Annotated in this window: 28 protein-coding genes and 1 tRNA gene; 15 read left to right on the plus strand and 14 right to left on the minus strand. The window is 65.3% G+C overall.

Going from position 1 to position 22,471, the window contains the following annotated elements; all coding sequences use genetic code 11:
* Positions 1-588: 588 nt before the first annotated feature.
* The 6 genes from FPZ61_RS15805 to FPZ61_RS10015 form a co-directional block, all read right to left on the minus strand.
* The gene (locus FPZ61_RS15805) at positions 589-1,026 is read right to left on the minus strand and encodes a type IV pilin protein (protein ID WP_304623095.1); all 438 of its coding nucleotides are present in this window, start codon (positions 1,024-1,026) and stop codon (positions 589-591) included.
* A gap of 523 nt (positions 1,027-1,549) precedes the next feature.
* A complete protein-coding gene (locus tag FPZ61_RS09995) occupies positions 1,550-2,977 on the minus strand; it encodes a sensor histidine kinase KdpD (RefSeq protein ID WP_185466319.1) in 1,428 nt (475 codons plus the stop codon).
* A gap of 1,202 nt (positions 2,978-4,179) precedes the next feature.
* A complete protein-coding gene (locus FPZ61_RS10000; RefSeq protein WP_185466321.1) occupies positions 4,180-4,830 on the minus strand; it encodes a prepilin-type N-terminal cleavage/methylation domain-containing protein in 651 nt (216 codons plus the stop codon).
* A 5-nt stretch (positions 4,831-4,835) separates the two neighbouring features.
* Positions 4,836-5,372: a GspH/FimT family protein gene (locus FPZ61_RS10005; protein ID WP_185466323.1), complete on the minus strand. Its 537-nt coding sequence runs from the start codon at positions 5,370-5,372 to the stop codon at positions 4,836-4,838.
* Positions 5,369-5,788 (minus strand): hypothetical protein, encoded by a 420-nt coding sequence (locus FPZ61_RS10010; protein WP_185466325.1) that lies wholly within the window; start codon positions 5,786-5,788, stop codon positions 5,369-5,371. Before FPZ61_RS10010 ends, FPZ61_RS10005 begins: the two co-directional genes overlap by 4 nt.
* On the minus strand, positions 5,785-6,297 hold the full coding sequence (locus FPZ61_RS10015; protein WP_185474819.1) for a hypothetical protein: 513 nt from the start codon (positions 6,295-6,297) through the stop codon (positions 5,785-5,787). The genes FPZ61_RS10010 and FPZ61_RS10015 overlap by 4 nt, the downstream gene beginning before the upstream one ends.
* A gap of 149 nt (positions 6,298-6,446) precedes the next feature.
* On the opposite strand from FPZ61_RS10015, the gene FPZ61_RS10020 reads away from it, so the two are divergent.
* Positions 6,447-6,638 (plus strand): type II toxin-antitoxin system VapB family antitoxin, encoded by a 192-nt coding sequence (locus tag FPZ61_RS10020; protein ID WP_185466329.1) that lies wholly within the window; start codon positions 6,447-6,449, stop codon positions 6,636-6,638.
* Here FPZ61_RS10020 and FPZ61_RS10025 read toward each other — a convergent pair.
* From FPZ61_RS10025 to FPZ61_RS10030, 3 genes are read right to left on the minus strand one after another with little or no spacing between them, the layout of a single operon-like run.
* Positions 6,632-6,841, minus strand: coding sequence for a hypothetical protein (locus FPZ61_RS10025; protein WP_221629963.1), 210 nt, complete (start codon positions 6,839-6,841; stop codon positions 6,632-6,634). The two genes, FPZ61_RS10020 and FPZ61_RS10025, sit on opposite strands and share 7 nt — an antisense overlap.
* A gap of 33 nt (positions 6,842-6,874) precedes the next feature.
* Entirely contained in the window at positions 6,875-7,021 is a 147-nt protein-coding gene (locus FPZ61_RS15895) for a hypothetical protein (protein ID WP_370593418.1), read from the minus strand.
* Positions 6,960-7,502: a Uma2 family endonuclease gene (locus tag FPZ61_RS10030; RefSeq protein ID WP_370593419.1), complete on the minus strand. Its 543-nt coding sequence runs from the start codon at positions 7,500-7,502 to the stop codon at positions 6,960-6,962. The genes FPZ61_RS15895 and FPZ61_RS10030 overlap by 62 nt, the downstream gene beginning before the upstream one ends.
* A gap of 91 nt (positions 7,503-7,593) precedes the next feature.
* Between FPZ61_RS10030 and FPZ61_RS10035 the strand changes: the two genes are divergently transcribed.
* Genes FPZ61_RS10035 through FPZ61_RS10045 form a run of 3 tightly spaced genes read left to right on the plus strand, consistent with a single transcriptional unit; the run spans position 7,594 to position 8,509 of the window.
* Positions 7,594-7,788: a type II toxin-antitoxin system VapB family antitoxin gene (locus tag FPZ61_RS10035; RefSeq protein WP_185466331.1), complete on the plus strand. Its 195-nt coding sequence runs from the start codon at positions 7,594-7,596 to the stop codon at positions 7,786-7,788.
* A 45-nt stretch (positions 7,789-7,833) separates the two neighbouring features.
* On the plus strand, positions 7,834-8,067 hold the full coding sequence (locus tag FPZ61_RS10040; protein WP_185466333.1) for a hypothetical protein: 234 nt from the start codon (positions 7,834-7,836) through the stop codon (positions 8,065-8,067).
* Positions 8,057-8,509: a type II toxin-antitoxin system VapC family toxin gene (locus FPZ61_RS10045; protein ID WP_185466335.1), complete on the plus strand. Its 453-nt coding sequence runs from the start codon at positions 8,057-8,059 to the stop codon at positions 8,507-8,509. The genes FPZ61_RS10040 and FPZ61_RS10045 overlap by 11 nt, the downstream gene beginning before the upstream one ends.
* A 9-nt stretch (positions 8,510-8,518) precedes the next feature.
* Here the strand turns inward: FPZ61_RS10045 and lepA are convergent, their stop codons facing one another.
* Complete coding sequence (lepA, locus tag FPZ61_RS10050) at positions 8,519-10,327, minus strand: translation elongation factor 4 (protein ID WP_185466337.1); 1,809 nt, start codon at positions 10,325-10,327, stop codon at positions 8,519-8,521.
* A gap of 494 nt (positions 10,328-10,821) precedes the next feature.
* On the opposite strand from lepA, the gene FPZ61_RS10055 reads away from it, so the two are divergent.
* Positions 10,822-11,130 carry a type II toxin-antitoxin system VapC family toxin gene (locus FPZ61_RS10055; protein WP_255441527.1) on the plus strand — a complete coding sequence of 103 codons (309 nt, stop codon included), beginning with the start codon at positions 10,822-10,824 and terminating at the stop codon, positions 11,128-11,130.
* A gap of 62 nt (positions 11,131-11,192) precedes the next feature.
* Positions 11,193-11,483, plus strand: a complete 291-nt coding sequence (locus tag FPZ61_RS10060) for a NifU family protein (protein WP_221629973.1) — start codon at positions 11,193-11,195, stop codon at positions 11,481-11,483.
* A gap of 24 nt (positions 11,484-11,507) precedes the next feature.
* On the opposite strand, the gene FPZ61_RS10065 is transcribed toward FPZ61_RS10060, so the two are convergent.
* Positions 11,508-12,056, minus strand: a complete 549-nt coding sequence (locus FPZ61_RS10065; RefSeq protein WP_185466339.1) for a hypothetical protein — start codon at positions 12,054-12,056, stop codon at positions 11,508-11,510.
* Positions 12,057-12,191: 135 nt separating this feature from the next.
* Between FPZ61_RS10065 and serS the strand changes: the two genes are divergently transcribed.
* From serS to FPZ61_RS10090, 5 genes are all read left to right on the plus strand, one after another.
* Positions 12,192-13,484, plus strand: coding sequence for a serine--tRNA ligase (gene serS / locus FPZ61_RS10070; RefSeq protein WP_185466341.1), 1,293 nt, complete (start codon positions 12,192-12,194; stop codon positions 13,482-13,484).
* Positions 13,485-13,541: 57 nt separating this feature from the next.
* Positions 13,542-14,630: an RIP metalloprotease RseP gene (gene rseP, locus FPZ61_RS10075; RefSeq protein ID WP_185466343.1), complete on the plus strand. Its 1,089-nt coding sequence runs from the start codon at positions 13,542-13,544 to the stop codon at positions 14,628-14,630.
* Between the two features lies 1 nt (position 14,631).
* On the plus strand, positions 14,632-15,318 hold the full coding sequence (gene nth / locus FPZ61_RS10080; RefSeq protein ID WP_185466345.1) for an endonuclease III: 687 nt from the start codon (positions 14,632-14,634) through the stop codon (positions 15,316-15,318).
* A gap of 34 nt (positions 15,319-15,352) precedes the next feature.
* Entirely contained in the window at positions 15,353-15,655 is a 303-nt protein-coding gene (gene rpsN / locus FPZ61_RS10085; protein ID WP_185466346.1) for a 30S ribosomal protein S14, read from the plus strand.
* A gap of 114 nt (positions 15,656-15,769) precedes the next feature.
* Positions 15,770-17,893: a polyribonucleotide nucleotidyltransferase gene (locus FPZ61_RS10090; RefSeq protein ID WP_185466349.1), complete on the plus strand. Its 2,124-nt coding sequence runs from the start codon at positions 15,770-15,772 to the stop codon at positions 17,891-17,893.
* 104 nt (positions 17,894-17,997) lie between these two features.
* Here the strand turns inward: FPZ61_RS10090 and FPZ61_RS10095 are convergent, their stop codons facing one another.
* Together FPZ61_RS10095 and FPZ61_RS10100 are read right to left on the minus strand one after the other, a co-directional pair.
* Positions 17,998-18,732 carry a calcium-binding protein gene (locus tag FPZ61_RS10095; RefSeq protein WP_185466351.1) on the minus strand — a complete coding sequence of 245 codons (735 nt, stop codon included), beginning with the start codon at positions 18,730-18,732 and terminating at the stop codon, positions 17,998-18,000.
* A gap of 82 nt (positions 18,733-18,814) precedes the next feature.
* Positions 18,815-19,750, minus strand: a complete 936-nt coding sequence (locus FPZ61_RS10100; RefSeq protein WP_185466353.1) for a 3'(2'),5'-bisphosphate nucleotidase CysQ — start codon at positions 19,748-19,750, stop codon at positions 18,815-18,817.
* Between the two features lie 33 nt (positions 19,751-19,783).
* On the opposite strand from FPZ61_RS10100, the gene rsmI reads away from it, so the two are divergent.
* Together rsmI and FPZ61_RS10110 are read left to right on the plus strand one after the other, a co-directional pair.
* On the plus strand, positions 19,784-20,635 hold the full coding sequence (gene rsmI, locus FPZ61_RS10105; protein ID WP_185466355.1) for a 16S rRNA (cytidine(1402)-2'-O)-methyltransferase: 852 nt from the start codon (positions 19,784-19,786) through the stop codon (positions 20,633-20,635).
* Between the two features lie 65 nt (positions 20,636-20,700).
* Positions 20,701-20,943 carry a hypothetical protein gene (locus FPZ61_RS10110; protein WP_185466486.1) on the plus strand — a complete coding sequence of 81 codons (243 nt, stop codon included), beginning with the start codon at positions 20,701-20,703 and terminating at the stop codon, positions 20,941-20,943.
* On the opposite strand, the gene FPZ61_RS10115 is transcribed toward FPZ61_RS10110, so the two are convergent.
* Complete coding sequence (locus tag FPZ61_RS10115; RefSeq protein WP_185466357.1) at positions 20,922-21,716, minus strand: helix-turn-helix domain-containing protein; 795 nt, start codon at positions 21,714-21,716, stop codon at positions 20,922-20,924. The two genes, FPZ61_RS10110 and FPZ61_RS10115, sit on opposite strands and share 22 nt — an antisense overlap.
* A 40-nt stretch (positions 21,717-21,756) precedes the next feature.
* Between FPZ61_RS10115 and FPZ61_RS10120 the strand changes: the two genes are divergently transcribed.
* A tRNA-Arg gene (locus tag FPZ61_RS10120) sits at positions 21,757-21,830 on the plus strand.
* A gap of 129 nt (positions 21,831-21,959) precedes the next feature.
* Positions 21,960-22,409: a cupin domain-containing protein gene (locus FPZ61_RS10125; RefSeq protein WP_370594283.1), complete on the plus strand. Its 450-nt coding sequence runs from the start codon at positions 21,960-21,962 to the stop codon at positions 22,407-22,409.
* Positions 22,410-22,471: the final 62 nt, after the last annotated feature.

Raw genomic sequence — 22,471 nt, forward strand, 5'->3', positions numbered from 1 at the left:
GCCGGGTCCGCTTTTTGGCTGTGGACTGCTCGTAATCACCAAAACCGAACTGCTTGACGCCCATGAAGCCTGTAAACGGTTGGGATCACAAGGCCATTCTCGCGCAGGGTGGTGGGGTTTTCCAGAGGCTCCCTAGCTCTGCCAACCAAGCGTGTCGCAATCCCTGCAACCAGAAAAGAACTTTTAGGACTTAACGCCAGAAAAGTCAGACTCCAGCAAGACACAGACAAGAACGCTATTGAGGACCAGCCGTCTATGCCGCCAGCGTTGATCACAAGCAGAAAGAAACTTGGCAGTAGAATTACCGTTACGAGGAGCAGGAGTCAAATCCGACCGATCACCGCCCAATCAAAAATATAAATTTGCTATCTTAAATGGGAACAAATGCATAATAGACTGAACCAATAGTCTCCACAACCCATAACTTGAAGCCAACGCCTGGAGGCGCAGCAGGAACCACCAAGTCGAAAACCGGAGCTCCGCGCAGCCCTCTTACAACAAAAAAAACATCCAACAGCAAAGCCGCTGGATGAAGAGAGGTTTTCTACAACTATAGTTGAGAAGAATGAGAGACAACACACTTGTCGCCTAGCTGAAGGCGCAACTCAAAGCTCCAGCGGCGCCAATCGTAATCGTGGCAACTGTATTGCCATCAACTGACGTCTGGTCTAGGCAGCGAATTCCAGTTGGCATCGTTCCTGAAGGCATCGTGGCCACAACAGTTCCACCGCCACCTGCGGCATCACAATTATTTTGCACACTGGCGGAGGCTGCGGTCGCAGTTATTCCGGCTGCAATGTCCGAGGCGGCAATAACTGCACATTCCTTGCCAAGCCCAATTGCCTCTCCGACTAGAGCACCAGCCTGAGCGGCATCTCGAGCCCTAAGGTACTGGGGCAGGGCAACAGCAGCCAAGATACCGACAACGGCTACCACGATCATCAACTCTACCAAGGTGAATCCGTCGGACAGAGCATGACGCCGACGCCTTTGAGAAAGCAACAGAAGCTGCATCTTCTTGTTCATGATGTTAGCCAGATTAATGGACAGAGAAAGACGTCACTGATGGCAACGCCTGTTTCATTGAATAGCTTCTTCTCTCAGGCCAGCCATGTCAACCGTGGTGAACGATCCATGAAGCCATGTCAATTCGGCAGTTAGCGCACTCTTCGCCCCCATAACCTGTTGCACTGGAATGGATCCGCAGCCTGTAGCAGGCTTATCCTGAGAAAACCTGCAAGTGGCCTCATCATACTTTCAGAAGAATCTCAGCATTTCTGCTTTCTGTCATTGAAGTGTCAAGACGTACCACCGCCGAGACGTGGAAGCATGAGCACCTCCCTATGCCACTGCACACTTGGCCTGGAGCCGAGCGGGATAGATGTCGACTCGTCAGCCGGTGGGTTGTTAGAGCAGCGCGACACCTCAACCAGATCGTCTTCGAACAAGCACCTTGCCAAGCTGCTCAATGTTTACATCCTCTACCTTCACAAGAAGTTCGAGCGTCCCGGCGAGCCCACCCGGATGCAGACCGTGCACGTTGTCGGCTCTACACTGGTGAAGAGCAAGTAGAAGAACTCAACTGCACCCGCTCCAGTACCAGCTGGAAGTCGGCCCCGCCACCGGGGGCGTCCAACAACCGCACCTCACCACCCATGCGGCGCATCAGCAGCCGCACCATCGCAAGGCCGATTCCGCTTCCGCTGGCATTGGCTTCAGAGGAGCCCCGAACGAAATGCTCGAAGATGCGCTCCCGCTCCGTTAGGGGTACACCGAGGCCGTGGTCGAGCACGTGCAACACCGCCTTGCTCGCAGTGGTGGAGCTGAACAGCTCGATCGGGGTGCCCTGCGGCGTGTACTTGAGAGCGTTCTCCACCAGGTTGGTGAGGCACTCCTGAAGCCTCTCGCTGTCGCCCAGGCCGAGCGGAGGTGATCCTTCACCCGGGGCGCGAAGCCGCAGGCGTGCATCGGCCAGGGGCTCAAGTCGCTCGAAAGCCACCAGCAGGGCATCGTCGAGATCGAGTTGATCGCGGACTAGCCGAAGGCGACCGGCCTCCTCTCGGGCGATGTCGAGCAACTCGCTCACCAGCCGGCCCATTCGCCTGGCTTCGCGCACAATCAGATCCAGTTCGAGGCCGCCGTCAAGGCGACTGCCCTGGCGCTTCAAGCTCTGCGCATAGCCGCTGATCAGGGTGATCGGTGTGCGCAGTTCGTGGGCCACCCCATCCACGAAGGCCTGCTGCCGCTTGCGTCCAGCAGCCAAGCGATCCAGCAAGGCGTTGAAGGACGCCACGATCGGCTGCAGTTCCTGCGGCTGCCCACTGGCGGACAGCCGTGCCTGCTCCAACCGCTCGACATCGATCCGTCTCAGCTGGGTGCTGAGCTGATCCAGCGGCAGCAACGTGCGATGAAACACCAACCGCAGCAAGGCGCTTGTGAGCAGGGACGCAAGCCCTGCAGAGGCCAACAGCAGCAACAGCACAGTGTTGAGACGCTCCTCATCGGCCGTGATGTCTTCCACCACCACCAAGGATGCAGGCCGCCCAGAGAAACTGAGCGCCTTGCTGCTGCACAGAAACTGGCTCTTGCCGACAGACAAGCTCACCAAGGGGGTGCCCACAGGGCACCGCTTTTCGGCTTTACCCACCAGCTCCGGCAGTGGCACCGGAAGAGGAACCCTGGCGTTGGGGCGAGGCCAGCGATAGGGACGCCCCGGCTTCAGCTCCAGCCACAGCAGCCGGCCTGGAGACAAGACCTCATCCAGCTTGGACTGGAATTCCGCAGGGCCAGCACTGGGGGAGAGCTCCGCCAGGTCCTGACGGACCAGGTCAGCAGCCTTTTGAAGGCGCTGGGCTCGAGATCGACTCAGCAATTCACGCTGCACCAGAACCAAAAGGGCAAGACCGGCAAGCACCGCCAGCAGGCTGCTGGTCTGCAAGCGGCGACGCAATGACGCACTGGGGAGGTTTGGCTTCATTGGCCCACCGGGCACAGAAAGGCCCCATCGACAGGATTGAGTGTTGCTGTAACCCGCCTCTGGCGCAACAAGATGGCCATCAGGTCCCTGGCCCCGAATCGTCCTGGCGGAATCGGCTGCCCGAGCGACTCCACCCAGTCCTTGATCCGATGCATTGGAAGGCGCTCGCTCAGGGAGCTATCAGCTGCCATCAGGACATAGCTGTTGCTGGAGGGTCGCGAACGCACAAACCTGGCCTCACTGACATATCTGAGTGAGCCCAGGCGCAGGGCTAAGCCCAAGGGAGCGGAGTGAAGACATTCGATCTTGAGGGGGATTACCGGCAGCGCACGGTTGATCTGCCCTTCCATCATCCCTCCTTCGGCACTTGAACACACCTGGGGCGGTGAAAAGAAGATCTGGTGAGAGCAGGACTAAGGGGACGGGTTCAGACCGTCCCTGACGTCACTTCAGCATCGTTGGCAATCTAGGGAACCCAATTTGTGGTCTTCAACCCCAGAACAGCGGCTGGGGGTGCCGGAGCAGCAACGTCGTTCAAGACCATACAGACGTTCTTGTACCAGTCGTCGGCTGCATTCCAACTGACCTGGGGCCCAACCCCACAAGTTATCGGCGATTCCTCTCTCTTTTGAATTCACTAATCACCTGAACGGAACGATGCCGGCTTCAGCCACATCGCTTGCCTCGCGGTTGGTTGTGCTCCTGGAAAGCTGCGGCCGGCATCCCAGAGGAAATGAGGCAGGCGATCTGGGTCATGCCTGATTCGTCGGGACCCGTCTGAGTAGCGCCAGCAGCAACTTCTTGCTTCCTATTGGCTAAGCAGTGGATCGGATGTCGCCTCAAATACTTAACACCGAAGACAGGACTTCTAGCCCAGAGCATCACAGCCGCATTGGGGATTTAGTGCTGCATTGCGCATCATCTTCTGGGATGGGGTCCTCTGCTTGCAGAGCGGCCTGCATCAGACCGCAGACACCGTCAGGGGTTCAACGCAAGAGCCCATCAAAGGATCAACAACACTACCACGTTTTCCGCGAAAGCCCAGAGACGATTGTTATGGCAATACCTTGCCAAGGCTTCAGAAATTAGGAGCTTTTCCTGACGATTCTGGGACAGATTTTCTGTCTCCTGTCAGTTGATCGTTCAACTCCCGTGGCGATGGATCAAGTGTCGAACAGTGGCTCTGCCTCAACCCTCAACCCTCAACCCGCCCCAGCCACCAGCTCACTGCGCACCCGCTGCAGCGGACCGCCGCCGTCGGCGAAACTCTGCTCCAGCCGCATGGCCACCAGCTGGGTCGCTGGATCCAGGCAGGCGGAGAAAGGCAAGCCTGAGGAGCTGTTCATCTCCTGGGCACCGCTCAAGCCGCCACAACCCGTCCAGGCATTGGGCTGGGCCGCCAGGCCATCGAGCACCACGCGGCTCTGCGCTGTCGTGCCGTCTTCGATGCGCCCTTCCAGTCCGTAGGCCGGTCCGCAGCGCACCAGCACCTGGCCGCGCCAGATCCCGCTCGGTGGCGCCCCCACCGAATAGGTGATCAGCTGGCCCTGGCGCTGGAGTTGCAGCACCACCCGCCGTCCGGAGGTTCCGCAGCTCACCGGTAGCGAGGCCGGCTCATTCACCACGTCCGTCGCCCCCTCCAGATCAGCCCGGATCAGGGCCAGGGCACGCCGCTGGTAGCTGCGCTCCCGCACCAGCCGGGAGAACTGCCGCGCGTTGCGCCCCTCCCCCAGCAGCGCCTGCACCACCACACCGCAGACCAGCAGGCCCAGGGCCATGGCCAGCAGCAACTCCACCAGCCCGAAACCTGCGTTGCGCTGCCGAAGCGTTCTCTGAACCGTGGTGATCGTCATCAGCGTCAAAGGGTTGGGTCAGGGCTGCAGGCCGTGCTGTCGGGGCGGCCGCCGGCAGCGCCGCCATAGCGGCCGAGGCGCACCACTCCCAGGGGCAGGGCCATCACCAGGCAGCGGCGCAGCTCGGTGCCGGCACTGGTGAGCACCACCGTGCCCCCGTCCAGCACCAGGCCGTTGCTGCTGAAGCGCAGGGTGTCTGGGAGGTTGTGGTTCAGCTCGATCGAGCCGTTCTCCACCCCTTCCCCCAGGGCCATCGCCGCCCGCTCGCAACCGATCAGCGATCCACTGGATGGGGCCTGCCAGCCTCCTGGTGCAAGGCTCAGGCCACAGGGGCGTCCCAGCCGTTCCGCCTCCGCACGGCCCCGCTCGATCCCCAGCACCAGCCGCCGGGTGGCCACCTCAAGCCGCTGCCGCGCCATCGATTCGCCCCCGGCCTGAATCGCCAGCCCTGCCAGCACCAGCAGCACCGACACCCCCACCAGCAGCTCGGTGAGGGAAAAGCCCTGAGCGGCGACCCTTGACCCGTTGAATCGCCTGGTCATGGCCTGCACAGGCCATGGGCCGCCGGAGCGAACAGGCGTTTGCGCTCGATGCCATCGGCCGTCGCCGTCAACCAGAGGGCACCGGCTCCTTCCGTCTCAGCCGATTCTGGCGTCAGCACGATCCCCGCAGGCAGGGAGGAACGGGCGGTGCTCAGCTGCAAGCCCATCCATTCCGCCGCATTGGCGCAGCTCATCGGCACCTCCGCTCCTGCGGCCCCCGCCGCCTCCACTTGCGCAGCGGCCGCCAGGCGCATCGCCCGCTCCCGCTGCAACAGCTCCATGTCGATCTGGCGCAGGAGCTCCTGCCGTTGCTGGGCGCGATGGTTCCAGGCCAGGGCCGATCCCCACAGCTGCACTGAACCGTTCGCCGCCAGGGCGAACACCACCGACGACACCATCACCTCCACCAGCGTCATCGCCCCATCCCCCGCAGACCCGCCACGCGCAGGGGCTGTGGGGCCTCCCCCGCCAGCTCCAGCGCATACAACCGCTGCACAGCCCCATCGCTCAGTTCCAGCCGCAGTTCACCCGGATGGCCTGTGACGCCCGGCACCCCAGGTGTCCACGACACCAGCCGGTAGTCGCTCTCTCCCACCCGTCCGCTCAGCAGAGGCGCTGGATCAAGCCCTGCCCCGCAACCGGGCACCGGCGCAATCCAGGCACTGGAGGCCAGGGGCAACAGGCAGGCGTGCTCACCGCTCAAGCTGCTCGCCACCTGCTCCGCCGCCGACGCCAGGGCGTCCTCCAGCCGCCGCTGCTCCAGCTCCGCCGCCGCCAGCCGGCTGCCCTGCAGCGCAACCGTCTGCACCGACAGCGCACTCAGCATCAACACCAGCGACACCCCGAACGCCAGCGGCAGCAGAAAACCCTGCTCACCCTCCGGCGCCTGTCTGCGCCAGATCCCCAGGGCCCTACAGCTTCTCACCGTCCATGGAACCGCCATCGGCGGACTCCTCAATCCACGATCCCCCAAGCGTTCCCAGCCGGGGGCGTGGTGCTCCCCGGTTCAGGCGGGGCTGGGCGCTGGCTTCAACAAACGTTGCATGGACTCAGAGCTGCGCATCAATATGTGGCATGCGCACCACTCTCAATCTCGACGACGACCTCCTCAAGCAGGCTCAGCTGATCAGCGGCATCAGTGAGCGCACCCAGCTGGTCCGCGAAGCGCTCAAAGCCCTCGTGCAACGAGAAAGCGCCCGCCGGCTTGCCGCACTCGGTGGTTCTGAGCCCCAGCTCGAAGCCATCCCGCGTCGCCTGGCCTACTGATTCAGCGTTGCCGCCAGCTTCGGGTTCCACTGGGGGAGGCTCTCCCACTCCCGGCGGCTGTAGACGAGCAGATCGGTGGCCAGCGGAAGATCGGCCGTGTCCCAGGGGCGCAGGCGTTCCCAGATCGGCAGCTCGCACTGCCGCAGCACCAGCAGCAGATCCAGATCGCTGCCTGGAACTGGGCCAGCGCAGCACGGACCCACTCGATGATCGCTGTGGCATGGAACAGGCCCTGCTCAGACGTCCCAGATCGGAGCCAGATCCAGCACCAGGGCAGGGAACAGATCTCCTCCATCCAGCTCCTTGGCGTCGTTGAGGCGCTCAGGGGTGGAGGCGGCCCCCGCGCGCCAGATCTCCACCGCCCTCTCCTCGGGCAGCAACAACCAGCCCAGCTGCGCCCCATTGGCCTGGTAGGCGTCCATCTTCTGGGGGCGCACTGACGCCACGGGGCCCTTCGCCTAACGCGCTGGCCAGTTCCACCACCAGATCGGGGCAGAGGGGCGCAGAGCCACGGCGCTGCTCGGGGGTGAGCGCCTGCCACCGATCCAGATGCACCAGCGAGGCATCGGGGCTCAGCACCGAGCCATCGGGCAGGCGAAATCCGCTGGAGCTGTCGAACGCTTTCATGGGCAGGCCACTCCGGCGAACCGCCCACCAGAGCAACGCCCCAAGGGCCTGGTTGCGGGCGCCGGCTTCGCTGCCGGTGGGGGTCATGGCAATGAGGCGGCCATCGGCCATCAGTTCGAGTACCGCATCGGGATTGGCCTGGCACACCAGCTCGAACTGATCGGGGTTGAGCCGTAGATCCCAGGGCAGCTGCAGCGGTTGCAGGGCCGCAGATGGGAGTGGCTGGGCCAGCGTCATGAAGCTTCCCCCTCGTGAACCTCACCGTAACGACATCGCTCGGCCCGGGCTGTCAGGGTTTAAGTCCCACGTCTCGGCGGCTGAATCGGGCATGCGCACCACCCTCACCCTCGACGACGATCTGCTCGCTCAGGCCGGAAAACTCAGCGGCATCAAGGAGAGCACCCAGCTGATCCGCGAGGCCCTCAAGGCCCTGATCGAGCGGGAACGCTCACGCCGGCTGGTCCCCATGGGCGGCTCGGAGACCCAGATCGGACCACCCCCGCGCCACCGCCAGCTCTACTGATTCAGAACATCGTTATCATGAATTGATAGCAATCCTTAAGGCGCCATGGCGCAGCTCCTGATCCGGCAGCTGGATGATCAGGTGGTGGCCGCGCTCAGGGCCCGGGCCCGGGCTCAGGGCCTCTCCCTAGAGCAGAGCCTTCGCGACCTCCTCACCGCCGCGGCCCGGCAGGACGACGCCCTCAAAGGCGAGCTGGCTCGCCTGCGGGCCACCACACCGCCTGCGGGCCGCAACCTTGATGTGGCGGCCCTGATCCGCGAGGACCGGGATGGCCGCTGAATCCGGCCCCTGGGTAGTGGACGCTTCGGTGGCCTTCGCCTGGTTTGCCGCCGTGCCGGGCTCCGAGCAGGCCGCCCGGTTGCTCGACGGCGGACCCGCCACCCTGCGACTGGCACCCGACCTGGTGCTGGTGGAACTGCTGAACGCGGGCTGGAAAAGTCTTCGGCTGGGGGCGATCAGCTCCGAACAGTTCCAGGTGTTGGCGAACCGCGCCGCCAAACCGTTCAGCCGCCTGATCCCATCCACCGCGCTGCTGGCTCGTGCCGCGCACTGGTGCCTGGAGCTTGATCACCCCGCCTATGACTGCCTTTACGTGGCCCTGGCCGAACCCGAACAGACACGGGCCACCCTGATCACGGCGGATCAGCGGCTTCTTCGCAAGCTCCAGCAGCCGCTGCCTGGCCTTCCCGCTGCGCTCGATCTGGCCTGTCTCACGGATTGAGCGACAGCCCTACTGATTCAACTTCAGCACCGCCATGAAGGCTTCCTGGGGCACATCCACCTTGCCCATCGCCTTCATGCGCTTCTTGCCTTTGGCCTGTTTTTTCAGCAGCTTTTTCTTGCGGGAGATGTCGCCGCCGTAGCACTTGGCCAGCACGTCCTTGCGGATGGCGCTGATGCTTTCGCTGGCGATGATGCGGCTGCCGATCGAGGCCTGGATTGGAATCTTGAACTGCTGGCGCGGAATCAGCTCCTTCAGTTTCTCCACCAGGCTCTTGCCCACGTTGTAGGCCTTGTCGCGGTGCACGATCGTGGTGAGCGGATCGGCCTTCTCGCTGTTGATCAGCACATCGAGGCGCACCAGCTCATTGCGCCGGTAGCCGATCAGGCTGTACTCCATCGAGGCATAGCCCTTGGTACGGCTCTTCATCTGATCGAAGAAGTCGGTCACCACTTCGGCCAGCGGCATCTCGTAGTGCAGTGTCACCCGATCGGTGGTGATGAACTTCATGTCGATGAACTCACCCCGCCGCTCCTGACACAACTCCATCAGGGTGCCGTTGAAGGTGTTGGGGGTGTAGATCTCGAGCTTCACATAGGGCTCTTCGATCGATTCACGCTTCTGCGGATCCGGCAGCGTGGCGGGATTGTCCACCATCAAGATGCTGCCGTCGAGCATGTTCACTCGATAGATCACCGAGGGGGCGGTCACAATCAGATCGAGGTTGTACTCCCGCTCCAACCGCTCCTGCACAATTTCCATGTGCAGCAGGCCCAGGAAGCCACAGCGGAAGCCGAAGCCCATGGCGCTGCTGGTCTCCGGCTCGTAGTTCAGTGCCGCATCGGAGAGCTTGAGCTTGTTGAGCGCCTCGCGCAGGTCGGGGTACTGATCCGCATCGGTGGGGAACAGGCCACAGAACACCATCGGTTTGGCCTCGGTGTACCCCGGCAGCGGCTCGCTCACCGGATCGGCCACCAGGGTGATCGTGTCGCCCACCCGTGCATCGGCCACGGCCTTGATCGAGGCAGAGAGATAACCCACCTCGCCGGCATGCAGGCTCTCCACCTGACGCTGGTCCGGCGCCATCACCCCCACCTCATCCAGCTCATAGCTGGTCTTGCTGGCCATCAGCAGCACCTTGTCCTTGCGCCCCACCTGGCCGCTGATCACCCGGAAGTACACGATCACGCCCCGGTAAGCGTCGTAGTAGGAATCGAAGATCAGGGCGCGCAGCTGCTCATTCACGCGGTCGGGCGGCGGCGGCACCCGCTCCACGATCGCTTCGAGAATTTCAGGAATGCCCAGCCCCGTCTTGGCCGAGCAATCGATCGCCTTTGAGGTGTCCAGCCCGATGATCGCCTCGATCTCCTCCTTGATCCGCTCGGGATCGGCGCCGGGCAGATCGATCTTGTTGAGCACCGGAATGATCTCCAGATCATTCTCCAGCGCCAGATACACATTCGCCAGCGTCTGCGCCTCCACCCCCTGGCTGGCATCCACCACCAGCAAGGCCCCCTCACAGGCCTGCAGGCTGCGGCTCACCTCATAGGAGAAATCCACATGGCCGGGGGTGTCGATCAGGTTGAGGATGTAGGTCTGGCCATCGGCCGCGGTGTATTCCATCCGCGCGGCCTGGAGCTTGATCGTGATCCCCCGCTCCCGCTCCAGCTCCATGTTGTCGAGGAACTGGGCCTGCATGTCGCGCGCCGCCACCGTTCCGGTGTCCTGCAGCAACCGGTCGGCCAGGGTCGACTTGCCGTGGTCGATGTGGGCAATGATGCAGAAATTGCGGATCCGCTGAACGGGAACGTCGGTCATGCGCGTCGTAGGCCCGACAACCCCTGAAGGCTGCCGAAAGTTCAGGAGATCCTAGGCAGGCGTTTCGGATCAAACCAGGGTCAATCTTGGTCCAGTCTCGCTGAGATGGGATCGCCCCTCCCCAAGACCCGTTCTGAGCCAGCCAGCTCGGAGCCAGCCGGTTCAGAGCCGGCCGGCACCCAACAGGTGAATGTGCACCAGGCCAAGAGCCAGCTGTCGCGCCTGCTCCACGACTTGGAGGCCGGCCACGACTTGGTGATCGCCCGCTCCGGCGTGCCGATCGCCCGGCTGGTTCCCTGGAGGCCCCCCAGCCAGGGGGTGGCGCCACCCGGCGCTCTGGCCGGTGCGATCACGCTGGCCGACGATTTCGACCACCCCTCGAGGAGCTGTTCGACAGCCTCGCGAGCTGAGCGATGGCGCGGCTGTTGCTGGACACCCATCTGGTCTTGTGATGGCTCACCGTTGACCCGCGTCTTCCAGCCGCTCTGTTTCCCTTGGTGAGGGACCCGGCCAACACGATGTTCGTCAGCCAGGCATCGCTCTGGGAGATCGCCATCAAACAGGGGCTCGGACGTCTCTCAGTGGATCTGGTCCGTCCGGAGCAGGCGATTCCCCAGCAGGGCTTTCGCTGGCTGGCCCTGAGCAACGCCCATCTGCTGGCCGTGGCCGAACTGGAGACCGTTCTCGGTCACCGCGATCCATTCGATCGGCTGCTGATCGCCCAGAGCCGTCTGGAACCCCTGCTGTTGCTGAGCGTCGATCGCCAGCTGGCCGCCAACGGGTCCACCGTGCAGATCGTCTGACCAGAAACCGAGGCAGGTCATGCCGGTGGCTTCTTAAAGTCTTTGAAAAGATCCCCACGTCCATGAGCACCGACACCGCCACAACAGACACCAGCTCCAGCGCCGAAGCCATCAACGACCCCCGCGCCCTCACGATCGAGAACGTCGAGCGCGTCCTCGATGAGCTGCGCCCCTACTTGATGGCCGATGGCGGCAACGTCGAGATCGTCGAGATCGACGGTCCCACGGTGAAAGTGCGCCTGCAGGGCGCCTGCGGCAGCTGCCCCAGCAGCACCATGACCCTGAAGATGGGCATCGAGCGCAAGCTGCGCGAGGCGATTCCGGAGGTGAACGAAGTGGTGCAGGTGCTCTGAGCCCGCCCGGCCGGGCCGGAGTCGCTATGCCTTGGCGGTGTAGCGACTCCGGCCGCGGGCGAGCAGCGCAGCGAGAGGCAGTAGACCCGCTGCCGCCGAGCCGGCGGGAACCGCGGTGAGCTCGGCATTCCCACTGAACGTCACATTGAAGCTTTGCGTCCGAGGAGGTCTCCCCTCGCAATTGCTGCGAGTGCACCTCACCAGTTGGGTTGGCAGTCCATTGAGCGACACGGTGGGGTTCGTCAGGGCGAGGCCGCTAATTCGGAAAAACTGCCTATCATTTTGGCTTGAGCCAACTCTGGAGAATTCCAGCCGTTGGGCGTTTGCGTCGTACGTTGCAGACTGGGCTTGGGTACCCTGGATCCACGCGCTGACGGTGATGCTGGAGAAATTGGTGACGCCCGAGGTGGGGGTATAATCGAAAGATCCGCTGATCTGGCCTACGGGGGTGGGGAAGGTGGCGTTCTGGAAGGTGTAGGTGAGCGCCTGTGCAGGCATGAAGGCCATCGGCACCAACGTAATAGCGGCCCCAACCACAATTGGAGCGTTCAGAAATGGAATTTTGATGGACAAGGCCGCTGCGAAGACAAATCACCGAGCCAATTAAACCATTCACTGGCATGACCACTGTCATGAAAAGAACAAGGGGAATGTGCTGAGACAGTTGTCGCCGCTCCGTAGGCTGCACGCGCCCTTGCACCTGGAGCCGTGCTGGATCAGCGCCTGCTGCGCGAGAATCCCGAGCTGATCGTCGAGCAGCTGGGGCGCCGCGGCATCGCTCTCGATCTCACGGGCCTGCAGATGATCGCGCGCCAGGAGCGTGATCTCGAGCAGCAGCGCAGCGATCTGCAGGCCGAGGGCAACCGCATTGGCCGTCAGGTGGGTGAACGCATCCGCGCCGGTGAGGCGCCCCACAGCCCCGAGGTGCAGGCCCTGCGCGATCGGGGCAACACCATCAAGCAGCAGGTGACGGTGCTGGAGGAGGAGGAGAAATCCCTCGAAGCCCGCCTGCGCGATCAGCTGCTCGCCTTCCCCAACCTGCCCTCCCCCCTCTGCCCTGACGGCGCCGGTGAAACCGAGAACGTGGAGCGGCGTCGCTGGGGCACCCCCCGGGAGCCGGTGGCCGGGGAGCCACCCCTCGAGGAGCACTGGCAGATCGCCGAACGCCTCGGTCTGATCGACACGGAGCGCTCGGTGCGCATCGCCCAGAGCCGTTTCGTGACCCTGCTCGGCCAGGGGGCACGGCTGGAGCGGGCCCTGATCAGCTTCATGCTCGATCAGCACACCCGCCGCGGCTACCGTGAGGTGCTGCCACCGATTCTGGTGAACAGCGCCAGCCTCACCGCCTCCGGCCAGTTGCCCAAGTTCGCCGAGGAGAGCTTCCACTGCTCTGGCGACGACCTCTGGCTCACCCCCACCGCCGAGGTGCCGATCACCTCGTTCCACCGCGACGAGCTGATTCCCTCCGAGCAGCTGCCCCTGCGCTACGCCGCCTACACCCCCTGCTTCCGCCGGGAAGCCGGCTCCTACGGCCGTGACACCCGCGGCCTGATCCGTCTGCACCAGTTCAACAAGGTGGAGCTCTACTGGTTATGCCACCCCGACGAATCCGAAGCGGCCCACGCCCAGCTCACCGCCGACGCCGAAGCTGTGCTGAAGGCCCTGGAGCTGCCCTACCGGGTGATCGATCTCTGTTGCGGTGATCTGGGCTTTTCGGCCGCACGCACGTTCGATCTGGAGGTGTGGCTTCCCGGCGCCGGCACCTACCGCGAAATCTCCAGCTGCAGCACCTGCGGCGAGTTCCAGGCGCGCCGCGCCTCGATCCGCTTCAAGGACGGCAAGAAAACCCGCCTGCTGCACACCCTCAACGGCAGCGGCCTGGCGGTGGGGCGCACCATGGCCGCCCTGCTCGAAACCGGCCAGCAGGCCGACGGCAGCGTGCTCCTGCCGCAGGCCCTGGTGCCCTACATGGGTGCCGATCGCCTCGTGCCGGAACCCTGAAAGGAACGCCCCAGGGCTGAACCCCCCAGAATGGGTGCCCTGCGCAACACAGCCTGAATGGGTGTTCTCTCGGCACTGGCGATCCTGGCGGCCCTGATCGTGGTGCACGAAGCCGGCCACTTCTTCGCTGCCACCTGGCAGGGCATCCGCGTCAGCGGCTTCTCGATCGGCTTCGGCCCGGCCCTGCTGCAGCGCCAGCGCCGCGGCGTGCAGTTCGCCCTGCGGGCGATCCCCCTCGGCGGCTACGTGGCCTTCCCCGACGACGACGAGGACAGCGACATCCCCAGCGATGATCCCGACCTCCTGCGCAACCGACCCCTGCCCCAGCGGGCCCTGGTGATCGCGGCCGGGGTGATCGCCAACCTGCTGCTGGCCTGGGCCGTGCTCTTCGGTCAGGGGTTGGTGGTGGGCATTCCCGCCGGCTTCAGTGCCACCCCCGGCGTGCTGGTGGCGGCGGTGCAGCCTGGCCAGCCCGCCGCCACCTCGGGCCTGATGGCCGGTGATCGCATCCTCAGCCTCGGCGGTGTGCCCGTGGGCGGCGGCTCCAAGGCCGTTGTGGATCTGGTGGCCGACATCCAGGGGGCACCCGAGCGCACCCTGCAGATCGAGGCCGACCGGGCTGGTCAGACCGTCAGCCTGCGGCTCACCCCCTCCGATCGCGACGGCCTCGGCCGCATCGGCGCCCAGCTCCAGCCCAACGGCAGCGAGGTGTTCCGCCCCGCCAAAGGGCCCCTGGAGCTGCTCGGTCAGACCAACCGCGTCTTCGTGCAGCTGATCCGGCGCACTGTCGATGGCTTCGTGGCCCTGGTCACCCACTTCGGGGAAACCGCTCCCCAGGTGTCGGGACCGGTGAAGATCGTGGAGATGGGCGCCAGCCTGGCCCGCCAGGGCGGCGGCAGCCTGTTCGTGTTCGCCGCGCTGATCTCGATCAACCTGGCGGTGCTCAACGCCCTGCCCCTTCCCCTGCTCGATGGCGGCCAGTTCGTTCTGCTTCTGCTCGAGGGGCTGCGCGGCCGGCCCCTGCCCGACCGCCTGCAGCTGGCCTTCATGCAGTCGGGCTTTCTGCTGCTGGTGGGGCTGAGCGTGGTGCTGATCGTCAAGGACACCAGCCAGCTCTCGGTGGTGCAGCAGCTGCTCGGCCACTGAGGTGCCCCGTTTGGCCACGGCCCGGCAGCGGACGCCGCTGATCCTGGAGCGCCTGGCCCTCCACTACCCCCACGCCACCTGCTCCCTGAACTGGCGCACCGCCTGGGAGCTGCTGGTGGCCACGATGCTCTCGGCCCAGTGCACCGATGAGCGGGTCAATCTGGTCACCCCGGCCCTGTTCGAGCGCTTCCCCGATGCCACCGCGGCCGCCGCAGTGAGCTCCGCTGAGGTGGAGCCCTATGTGAAATCCACCGGCTTCTTCCGCAACAAGGCGAAGAACATCGTGGCCGCCTCCCAGTTGTTGATCGAGCGCCACGGCGGCGCGGTGCCGGCGTCGATGGAGGAACTGCTGGAGCTCCCCGGGGTGGCGCGCAAGACCGCCAACGTCGTGCTGGCCCATGCTTTCGGCATCAACGCCGGCGTCACGGTCGACACCCATGTGCGTCGGCTGAGCAACAGGCTCGGGCTGACGCGAGAGAGCGAACCACGCCGGATCGAGCCGGAGCTGATGAAGCTCGTGCCGCAGCCGGAGTGGGAGAACTTCTCGATCCGGCTGATCTTCCATGGGCGCGCCGTCTGCAATGCCCGCAAGCCCCTGTGCGCGGGCTGCCCCCTGGCCGATCTCTGCCCCAGCCATCCAGACCATGGCCCAAGCGGCCGGCGGGCTGGGCGATCAGCCACACGGTAAGCTTGCTCTTCACTGAAAGAGCTGCAGCAGCCGCATGGCGAAGAAGTCGATGATTGCGCGCGACGTCAAGCGCAAGAAAATTGTGGAACGCTTCGCCGTCAAGCGCGCTGCCCTCAAGGCTGCCTTCGAATCGGCCGCCGATCCGATGCAGCGGCTGGAGATCCACCGCCAGATCCAGAATCTGCCCCGCAACAGCGCCCCCTCCCGCGTGCGCAACCGTTGCTGGGCCACCGGCAAGCCCCGCGGCTTCTACAGAGATTTCGGCCTCTGCCGCAACCAGCTGCGCGAGCGCGCCCACAAGGGCTTGCTGCCCGGCGTGGTCAAGTCGAGCTGGTAGGCCACCCACCAACGGCCTGCTCCGGGTGGCCAGTGGCCACCCTTTTTTGCGCGCGCCACCCCTGCAGGCCCGAATGCGAGGATGGTACGTGATACAAAACGGACATAAACCGACGTGCCAGGACAGATTCAGACGGTCTCCTTCGATGGTCGGGAGATCCGGCTGACCACAGGGTTGTATGCCCCCCAGGCGGGTGGCTCAGTATTGATCGAATGCGGGGACACCGCCGTGCTGGTCACGGCCACCCGCTCCAAGGGTCGCGAAGGAATCGACTTCCTCCCCCTCACCTGTGATTACGAGGAGCGCCTCTACGCCGCCGGCCGCATCCCGGGCAGCTTCTTCCGCCGCGAAGGCCGCCCCCCCGAGCGCGCGATCCTCACCACCCGCCTGATCGACCGCCCCCTGCGGCCCCTGTTCCCCTCCTGGCTGCGCGACGACCTGCAGGTGGTGGCCACCTGCCTGTCGCTGGATGAACGGGTGCCGCCCGATGTGCTGGCTGTCACCGGCGCTTCGATCGCCACCCTGCTGGCGAAGATTCCCTTCCAGGGCCCGATGGCGGCCGTGCGCGTGGGCCTGCTCGGCGACGACTTCGTGCTCAACCCCAGCTACCGCGAGATCGAGCGCAGCGAGCTGGATCTGGTGGTGGCCGGTACCCCCGCCGGTGTGGTGATGGTGGAAGCGGGCGCCAACCAGTTGCCCGAGCAGGATGTGATCGAGGCGATCGACTTCGGCTACGAAGCCGTGGGCGAGCTGATCAAGGCCCAGCAGAAGCTTCTCGCCGACCTCGGCATCGAGCAGGTGTTCCCCGAACCCCAGGTTCAGGACCCTGCCCTGCCGGCCTTCCTGGAGCAGGAATGTGGCGCTGGCATCGGTGAGGTGCTCAAGCAGTTCAGCCTCACCAAGGCCGAGCGCGACGCCCAACTCGACGGGATCAAGGCGGGTGTGGCCGAGAAGATCGCCGCCCTCTCCGACGACGACCCGATCCGCGTGGCCGCCGCCGGCAAGGCCCTGGGGAACACCTACAAGGGCATCACCAAGAAGCTGATGCGCGCCCAGATCGTCAGCGATGGCAAGCGGGTCGATGGCCGCAACCTCGATGAAGTGCGCCCGATCAGCGCCGCCGTGGGCGTGCTGCCCAAGCGGGTGCATGGCTCCGGCCTGTTCCAGCGCGGGCTCACCCAGGTGCTCTCCACCGCCACCCTCGGCACCCCCAGCGATGCCCAGGAGATGGATGACCTCAACCCCATCGGTGAGAAGACCTACCTCCACCACTACAACTTCCCCCCTTATTCGGTGGGCGAAACCCGGCCGATGCGCTCCCCCGGCCGCCGTGAGGTTGGCCACGGTGCCCTGGCCGAACGGGCGATCGTGCCCGTGCTCCCTCCCAAGGAGAGCTTCCCCTACGTGCTGCGCGTGGTCTCGGAATGCCTCAGCTCCAACGGCTCCACCTCGATGGGCTCGGTCTGCGGCAGCACCCTGGCCCTGATGGATGCCGGCGTGCCCCTCAAGGCTCCCGTGAGCGGTGCCGCCATGGGCCTGATCAAGGAGGGCGATCAGGTGCGCATCCTCACCGACATCCAGGGCATCGAAGACTTTCTCGGTGACATGGACTTCAAGGTGGCCGGCACCGAGAAGGGCATCACCGCCCTGCAGATGGACATGAAGATCAGCGGTCTGGCGGTCAGCACCGTGGCCGAGGCCGTCAACCAGGCCCGCCCGGCCCGGCTGCACATCCTCGAGAAGATGCTCGAGGCGATCGGCAAGCCCCGCGATGTGCTCTCCCCCCACGCCCCACGCCTGCTCAGCTTCCGCATCGACCCGGAACTGATCGGCACCGTGATCGGCCCCGGCGGCCGCACGATCAAGGGCATCACCGAGCGCACCAACACCAAGATCGACATCGAAGACGGCGGTATCGTCACGATCGCCAGCCACGACGGTGCCGCGGCCGAGGAAGCCCAGCGGATCATCGAGGGCCTCACCCGTCGCGTCAGCGAAGGGGAGATGTTCAACGGCTCCGTCACCCGGATCATTCCGATCGGCGCCTTCGTCGAGATCCTCCCCGGCAAGGAAGGCATGATCCACATCTCCCAGCTCTCGGAAGCACGGGTCGAGAAGGTGGAAGACGTGGTCAAGGTGGGCGATGCCGTGACCGTGCGCGTGCGCGAAATCGACAACCGCGGCCGCATCAACCTCACCCTGCGCGGCGTGGCCCAGGAGCAGGTGCCGGTGGCCTGATCACAGCCAAGGAAGGTGGGGGGGATTCAGGGACATGCCCTGGATCACCCTGCCCTCCACCCCAGGCCTGAAACAAGCCTGGTAACAATGTCTGGGATGAGCGATCAGAGCTGAAACAGGTTGTTCCCCACCGTCAGAATCTGCAGCGTGGGATCGAAGGCAGGATCGCCCAGCTCCCGCTCAATGTTGGGATCCCACACAAACACATCAGCACCAACGATCGTGGTCGCTCCGATTTCAGGACCGATCTGTCGGAATCCATCCTCATCGAGCACGGGGCGACCCTGACTGTCGGTGAGAATTTCAAAGCGGCTGATCTCCACGCCATCGGCCACCTGCTCGTAGGTGATCACGTTGTCATAGGGACCGACGTTGTAGATCAGCACCTTGTCGCCCTCAGCCGCATTGAAATCCTCGATGCGGTCGTTGCCGCGGGAGAGGGCGAAACGATCACCTCCCGGGCCACCGAAGAGGCGATCATCGTCGCGGTTGCCGTTGAGAAAATCATCACCCTCACCACCGAAGAGCCAGTCGTTGTTCTTGCCTCCGGAGAGGGAATCAAAGCCGGATCCACCGCGCAGGGTGTCGCTGCCGGCGTTGCCCCGCAGCACATCATCAAGCTGACGGCCCAGCAGCAGATCCTCACCGCCAAGGCCACGGATCGTGTCGTCGCCCTCGGTGCCGGTGAGGGTGTCGTTGCCCTCGGTGCCGGTGATCTCCTCCCCCACCAGGAAGTTCCCGCTCAGGGCCGGATCCACAAACGCCGGCTGACCCTGCTCAGCCAGAAAGTCGTTGAGAATCTGCTGGGCCTGAAGGACCTCAAGGTCAGGATCAAACATCGAAGATCTGAGGCAAACCCGAGGCCAGCGAGCGGCCCGAAGGGCTTCAAGCAGGCCCCCAGGCGGCTGGGACCGGAAGCCCTCAGAGCATGAAACCCGGATCGATGCGCGCCAGGGCGGCGGCCGCCCGCTCGCACAGTTCCCTGTGGGCCAGACCATGGCTGGCGATCAGACAGCCCGCCTGCAGTCCATCGCCATTGTTGTAGTGAAGGGGTCGGCCATCGGCATGGCTGAAGGCCCCGCCCGCCGCTCGCAGCACCGCCTCAGGCGCCGCCATGTCCCAGTCCTTGGGGGCACTGCGGCCGGAGAGGGAGAGGTACAGGTCGGTTTCACCGCGCAGGATCGTGGCCACCTTGCAGCCCACGCTGCCCACCGCCAGCGAGGGGCCCAGCTCCAGGGCCTGCACCAGCTGCTCCAGCCGCTGGTCACGGTGGTTGCGGCTGGCCACCAGCACCAGCTCGCGAGGTTCGCGCCGCTCGCTCAGCTGGGGCGCAAACCTCTCCCCTGAAGGGTTCTCCCGCCAGGCGCCGCCGATCAATCCCTCGGCGGCCGTCCCCACCAGACCGAACCACAGCTCCTCCTTCTCGGGGAGCAGCACCACGCCCAGGACGGGCTGCCCCCGATGCACCAGGGCCAGATGCACCGCGTACTCGCCCGTGCCCTGGATGAAGTCCTTGGTGCCATCGAGCGGATCGAGGATCCACAGCCACTCGGCCTCCAGAGGCAGCCCTGCCCTGAGCTGGTCCTTGGCCGTCTCCTCGCTGAGCAGGGTCCAGGGGGCGTTGGGAAAGGCCTGGGCAAGGCCGTCGAGCAGGTGCTGGTTCACCGCCAGATCGGCCGCCGTCACCGGACCCTCGCCGCCCTCATCCACGCTCAGGGCCGCGTCGTAGCCGAAGGGTGGCTGCTCGCCGCGAGCGTAGGCCCGCAGAATCGCGGCCGAGTCCCAGCTCAGCTGACGCAGCAGCGCCAGCAACTCCTCCACGTCGACGCCGGCGGGCAGGGAGGGGGCAGCCATCATGGGCGGGGCCAGGGACACGTTCAGAGCCGCATTGTGGAGCAAGCCAGCGAACCCGCCGCCGGGGTGCTGTACCTGGTGGGGACACCGATCGGCAACCTGGGGGACCTCTCTCCCCGGGCCCGCCGGGTGCTGGAGGGCGTCGACCGCATCGCCTGTGAAGACACCCGCCACAGCGGTCAGCTGCTGGCCGGCCTGGGCATCCGCTGCCGCCTGCTCAGCTTTCACCAGCACAACCAGACCGCCCGCATCCCCGAGCTGCTGGCCGCCCTGGCCGCCGGGGAAAGCCTGGCGGTGATCAGTGATGCGGGCCTGCCGGGCATCTCCGATCCGGGCGAGGCGCTGGTGGCAGCCGCCCGAGCCGGCGGCCATCCGGTGATCTGCGTGCCCGGCCCCTGCGCCGTGACCACCGCCCTGGTGAGCAGCGGCCTGCCCAGTGGCCGCTTCTGCTTCGAGGGGTTCCTGCCGGCCAAGGTGAGTCTTCGCCGCCAGCGGCTCCAGGAGCTGGCCGGCGAACCGCGCACGCTGGTGCTGTTCGAAGCACCGCACCGGTTGATCGAGCTGCTCGAAGACCTGCACAGCACCCTGGGCGACCGTCCCCTGCAGGTGGCGCGGGAACTCACCAAACGGCACGAGCAGCAGATCGGTCCCAGCGTGAGCGCGGCCCTTGAGCACTTCCGCAGGGTGCCGCCCCGGGGGGAGTGCACCCTTGTGCTGGGCGGTGCCGCCCCTGAGGAACCACCTGTTCGCAGCGACGCCGAGCTGACCCTGGAGCTGCGCGAGAAGGTGGCATCAGGCCTGAGCGCCAGTGATGCAGCCCGCCAGCTGGCCGCTGAGACCGGCCTCTCGCGCCGCAGCCTCTACGCCCTGCTCCACCGGCCGGAGTGAGCAACCCCAGCGGGGGATGGACCATGCTGAAGGACGAGCTGCCCCCCAGTCCCATCGCCCCGGCCATGCTGCTGCGCCTGCGCCTGTTGCTCACCAGCCTTGGCGGCGGGGTTCTGCTCCTGCTGATCCTCTGCCTCGGCGCCCAGAACCTGGAGGAGCGCCCCACTCTGCGGCTCGGCATCGGCCGCAGCGCCCCCCTGCCCAGCGGCTTCCTGGTGGGGCTGGCCCTGGCGGCGGGGGTGATCAGCGGCGGTTCTGCCACTGCCCTGCTGCTGCCCCGCCGGGATCAGCCGCCGGGGAGTGCGTAGAGCGCCCCTTCCAGCACCACCCGGGTGATGCCCTTCCCCACCAGGTAGGTGGCCGTGCGCTGGATCACCTGGCTGTCGGGCATCTTGATCACCCGCTGGCTGCGGCCGCACTGGCGCTTGGCCTGGCGGGGATTGGCAAACACCACCAGGGCGTGGCGGGCCTGCTCCTCGTCGGGGAGGGCACCCAGCTCGGGGAAGTCACTGAGGGGGCGGGCCTGGAGCTCCACGGTCTTGTCGACGAGCATGTAGAGGCTGTCGGGCAGGGGTGCGCTCTCCAGCGGCTGGCAGACCACAGCGGGCCGCTGCTCAACCCCTGCGCCGAGGTTGGCGCCCGCAACCACCGGCACCATCGTGAACACATTCCCTTCAGCGTCGGTGTCGTCGCCATCGCTGTCGTCAGCGTCGCTCTCCTCGTCGCCCTCGCCGTCATCCCCGAAGTCATCGGCGTCATCGATCGCCAGCACGCCAGGGCGTTCAGCCTCCTCATCGACCTCGGGGGCACCGTCGTCGCGGTCCTGATCGGAATCCTCGTCCGGCGCCGCAGCGGCCACCGGGGTGAGCGCCTCGAGGGAAGCCTCCAGCTGGGCCACCGGGCGGCCTCGCTCCCTCTTGAGCTGCTCGTAGAGCTCGGGCGCGAGGGCGCCCTTCACCACCCGGGTCACGGTGTTGGGGCTGCAGCCGAAGGCATCAGCGAGGGCCGCGCTGGATTCACCAGCCCTCCACCGCCGAACCAGCTCCTGTTTCTGGGCATCACTGAGCCGGGAGGCCGCCATCGAGCAAGTTGCGCAGCCTCCCAATCTAGGCTGCACGGGTGGGCCGTTAGCTCAGCTGGATAGAGCATGCGACTTCTAATCGCACGGTCGCTGGTTCGAATCCAGCACGGCCCGTTCCCCCATCCCCCAGCCTCTGGCGCGCCAGAAGCCTCACCAGCATTCCCTGACCTCGCAGCGATTCGGTAGCAGCAGCGCCGACCGAACCAGCGATTTGTCAACAATCTTGATAAATCCACTGAATCCGTGAGCTCCGCCGCCATGGCCCTCACACGACGCGTCGAACTGTTGCCGTTGGAGCGCACCTCCTCAGGCAATGCACTCTTCAGCGAGGCCCAGCCCAGCGACGAAACCCTGATCGCCGATCTCGCCCCCCATCAGCCCGTCTCGATCTTCTGCCACCGCCGCCAGACCGATCAACTGATCCTGCTGCGCGGCTCCCTCGAGTTGGTGGTGCTGGAGGGCGGCCGGCTCGTGCTCATTCCCCTGCGGGAAGACGAACCGATGCTGGTGCGCATCCCCCCTGGCGTCCCCCACGGGGCGGTCAACAACAGCCGCCATTACGCCACGGTAGTGAATGCCGTGCTGCGCCACGGCCCACCCGACCCGCGCGACTACAAGCCACGGCCACTTCCCCATAGCCTGCAGGCGCAGTGGCGGGCCATGACAGGCGATAGGCCTCAAACGGTGTCCTGATGCCATCAGGACCCAGCACCTAAAGACAAGACGTCGGCGGCCGATGGCACTGATCGACGACG

It is taken from the genome of Synechococcus sp. BSA11S (assembly GCF_014224355.1).
Taxonomy (GTDB): domain Bacteria; phylum Cyanobacteriota; class Cyanobacteriia; order PCC-6307; family Cyanobiaceae; genus Regnicoccus_A.

Bases quoted from the DNA above. Each gene is read 5' to 3' on its own strand.
- FPZ61_RS15805 (WP_304623095.1), bottom strand. From the start codon at position 1,026: ATGAACAAGAAGATGCAGCTTCTGTTGCTTTCTCAAAGGCGTCGGCGT.
- FPZ61_RS09995 (WP_185466319.1), bottom strand. From the start codon at position 2,977: ATGAAGCCAAACCTCCCCAGTGCGTCATTGCGTCGCCGCTTGCAGACC.
- FPZ61_RS10000 (WP_185466321.1), bottom strand. From the start codon at position 4,830: ATGACGATCACCACGGTTCAGAGAACGCTTCGGCAGCGCAACGCAGGT.
- FPZ61_RS10005 (WP_185466323.1), bottom strand. From the start codon at position 5,372: ATGACCAGGCGATTCAACGGGTCAAGGGTCGCCGCTCAGGGCTTTTCC.
- FPZ61_RS10010 (WP_185466325.1), bottom strand. From the start codon at position 5,788: ATGACGCTGGTGGAGGTGATGGTGTCGTCGGTGGTGTTCGCCCTGGCG.
- FPZ61_RS10020 (WP_185466329.1), top strand. From the start codon at position 6,447: ATGCGCACCACTCTCAATCTCGACGACGACCTCCTCAAGCAGGCTCAG.
- FPZ61_RS10030 (WP_370593419.1), bottom strand. From the start codon at position 7,502: ATGACGCTGGCCCAGCCACTCCCATCTGCGGCCCTGCAACCGCTGCAG.
- FPZ61_RS10035 (WP_185466331.1), top strand. From the start codon at position 7,594: ATGCGCACCACCCTCACCCTCGACGACGATCTGCTCGCTCAGGCCGGA.
- FPZ61_RS10040 (WP_185466333.1), top strand. From the start codon at position 7,834: ATGGCGCAGCTCCTGATCCGGCAGCTGGATGATCAGGTGGTGGCCGCG.
- FPZ61_RS10045 (WP_185466335.1), top strand. From the start codon at position 8,057: ATGGCCGCTGAATCCGGCCCCTGGGTAGTGGACGCTTCGGTGGCCTTC.
- lepA (WP_185466337.1), bottom strand. From the start codon at position 10,327: ATGACCGACGTTCCCGTTCAGCGGATCCGCAATTTCTGCATCATTGCC.
- FPZ61_RS10060 (WP_221629973.1), top strand. From the start codon at position 11,193: ATGAGCACCGACACCGCCACAACAGACACCAGCTCCAGCGCCGAAGCC.
- rseP (WP_185466343.1), top strand. From the start codon at position 13,542: ATGGGTGTTCTCTCGGCACTGGCGATCCTGGCGGCCCTGATCGTGGTG.
- rpsN (WP_185466346.1), top strand. From the start codon at position 15,353: ATGGCGAAGAAGTCGATGATTGCGCGCGACGTCAAGCGCAAGAAAATT.
- FPZ61_RS10095 (WP_185466351.1), bottom strand. From the start codon at position 18,732: ATGTTTGATCCTGACCTTGAGGTCCTTCAGGCCCAGCAGATTCTCAAC.
- FPZ61_RS10100 (WP_185466353.1), bottom strand. From the start codon at position 19,750: ATGATGGCTGCCCCCTCCCTGCCCGCCGGCGTCGACGTGGAGGAGTTG.
- FPZ61_RS10110 (WP_185466486.1), top strand. From the start codon at position 20,701: ATGCTGCTGCGCCTGCGCCTGTTGCTCACCAGCCTTGGCGGCGGGGTT.
- FPZ61_RS10115 (WP_185466357.1), bottom strand. From the start codon at position 21,716: ATGGCGGCCTCCCGGCTCAGTGATGCCCAGAAACAGGAGCTGGTTCGG.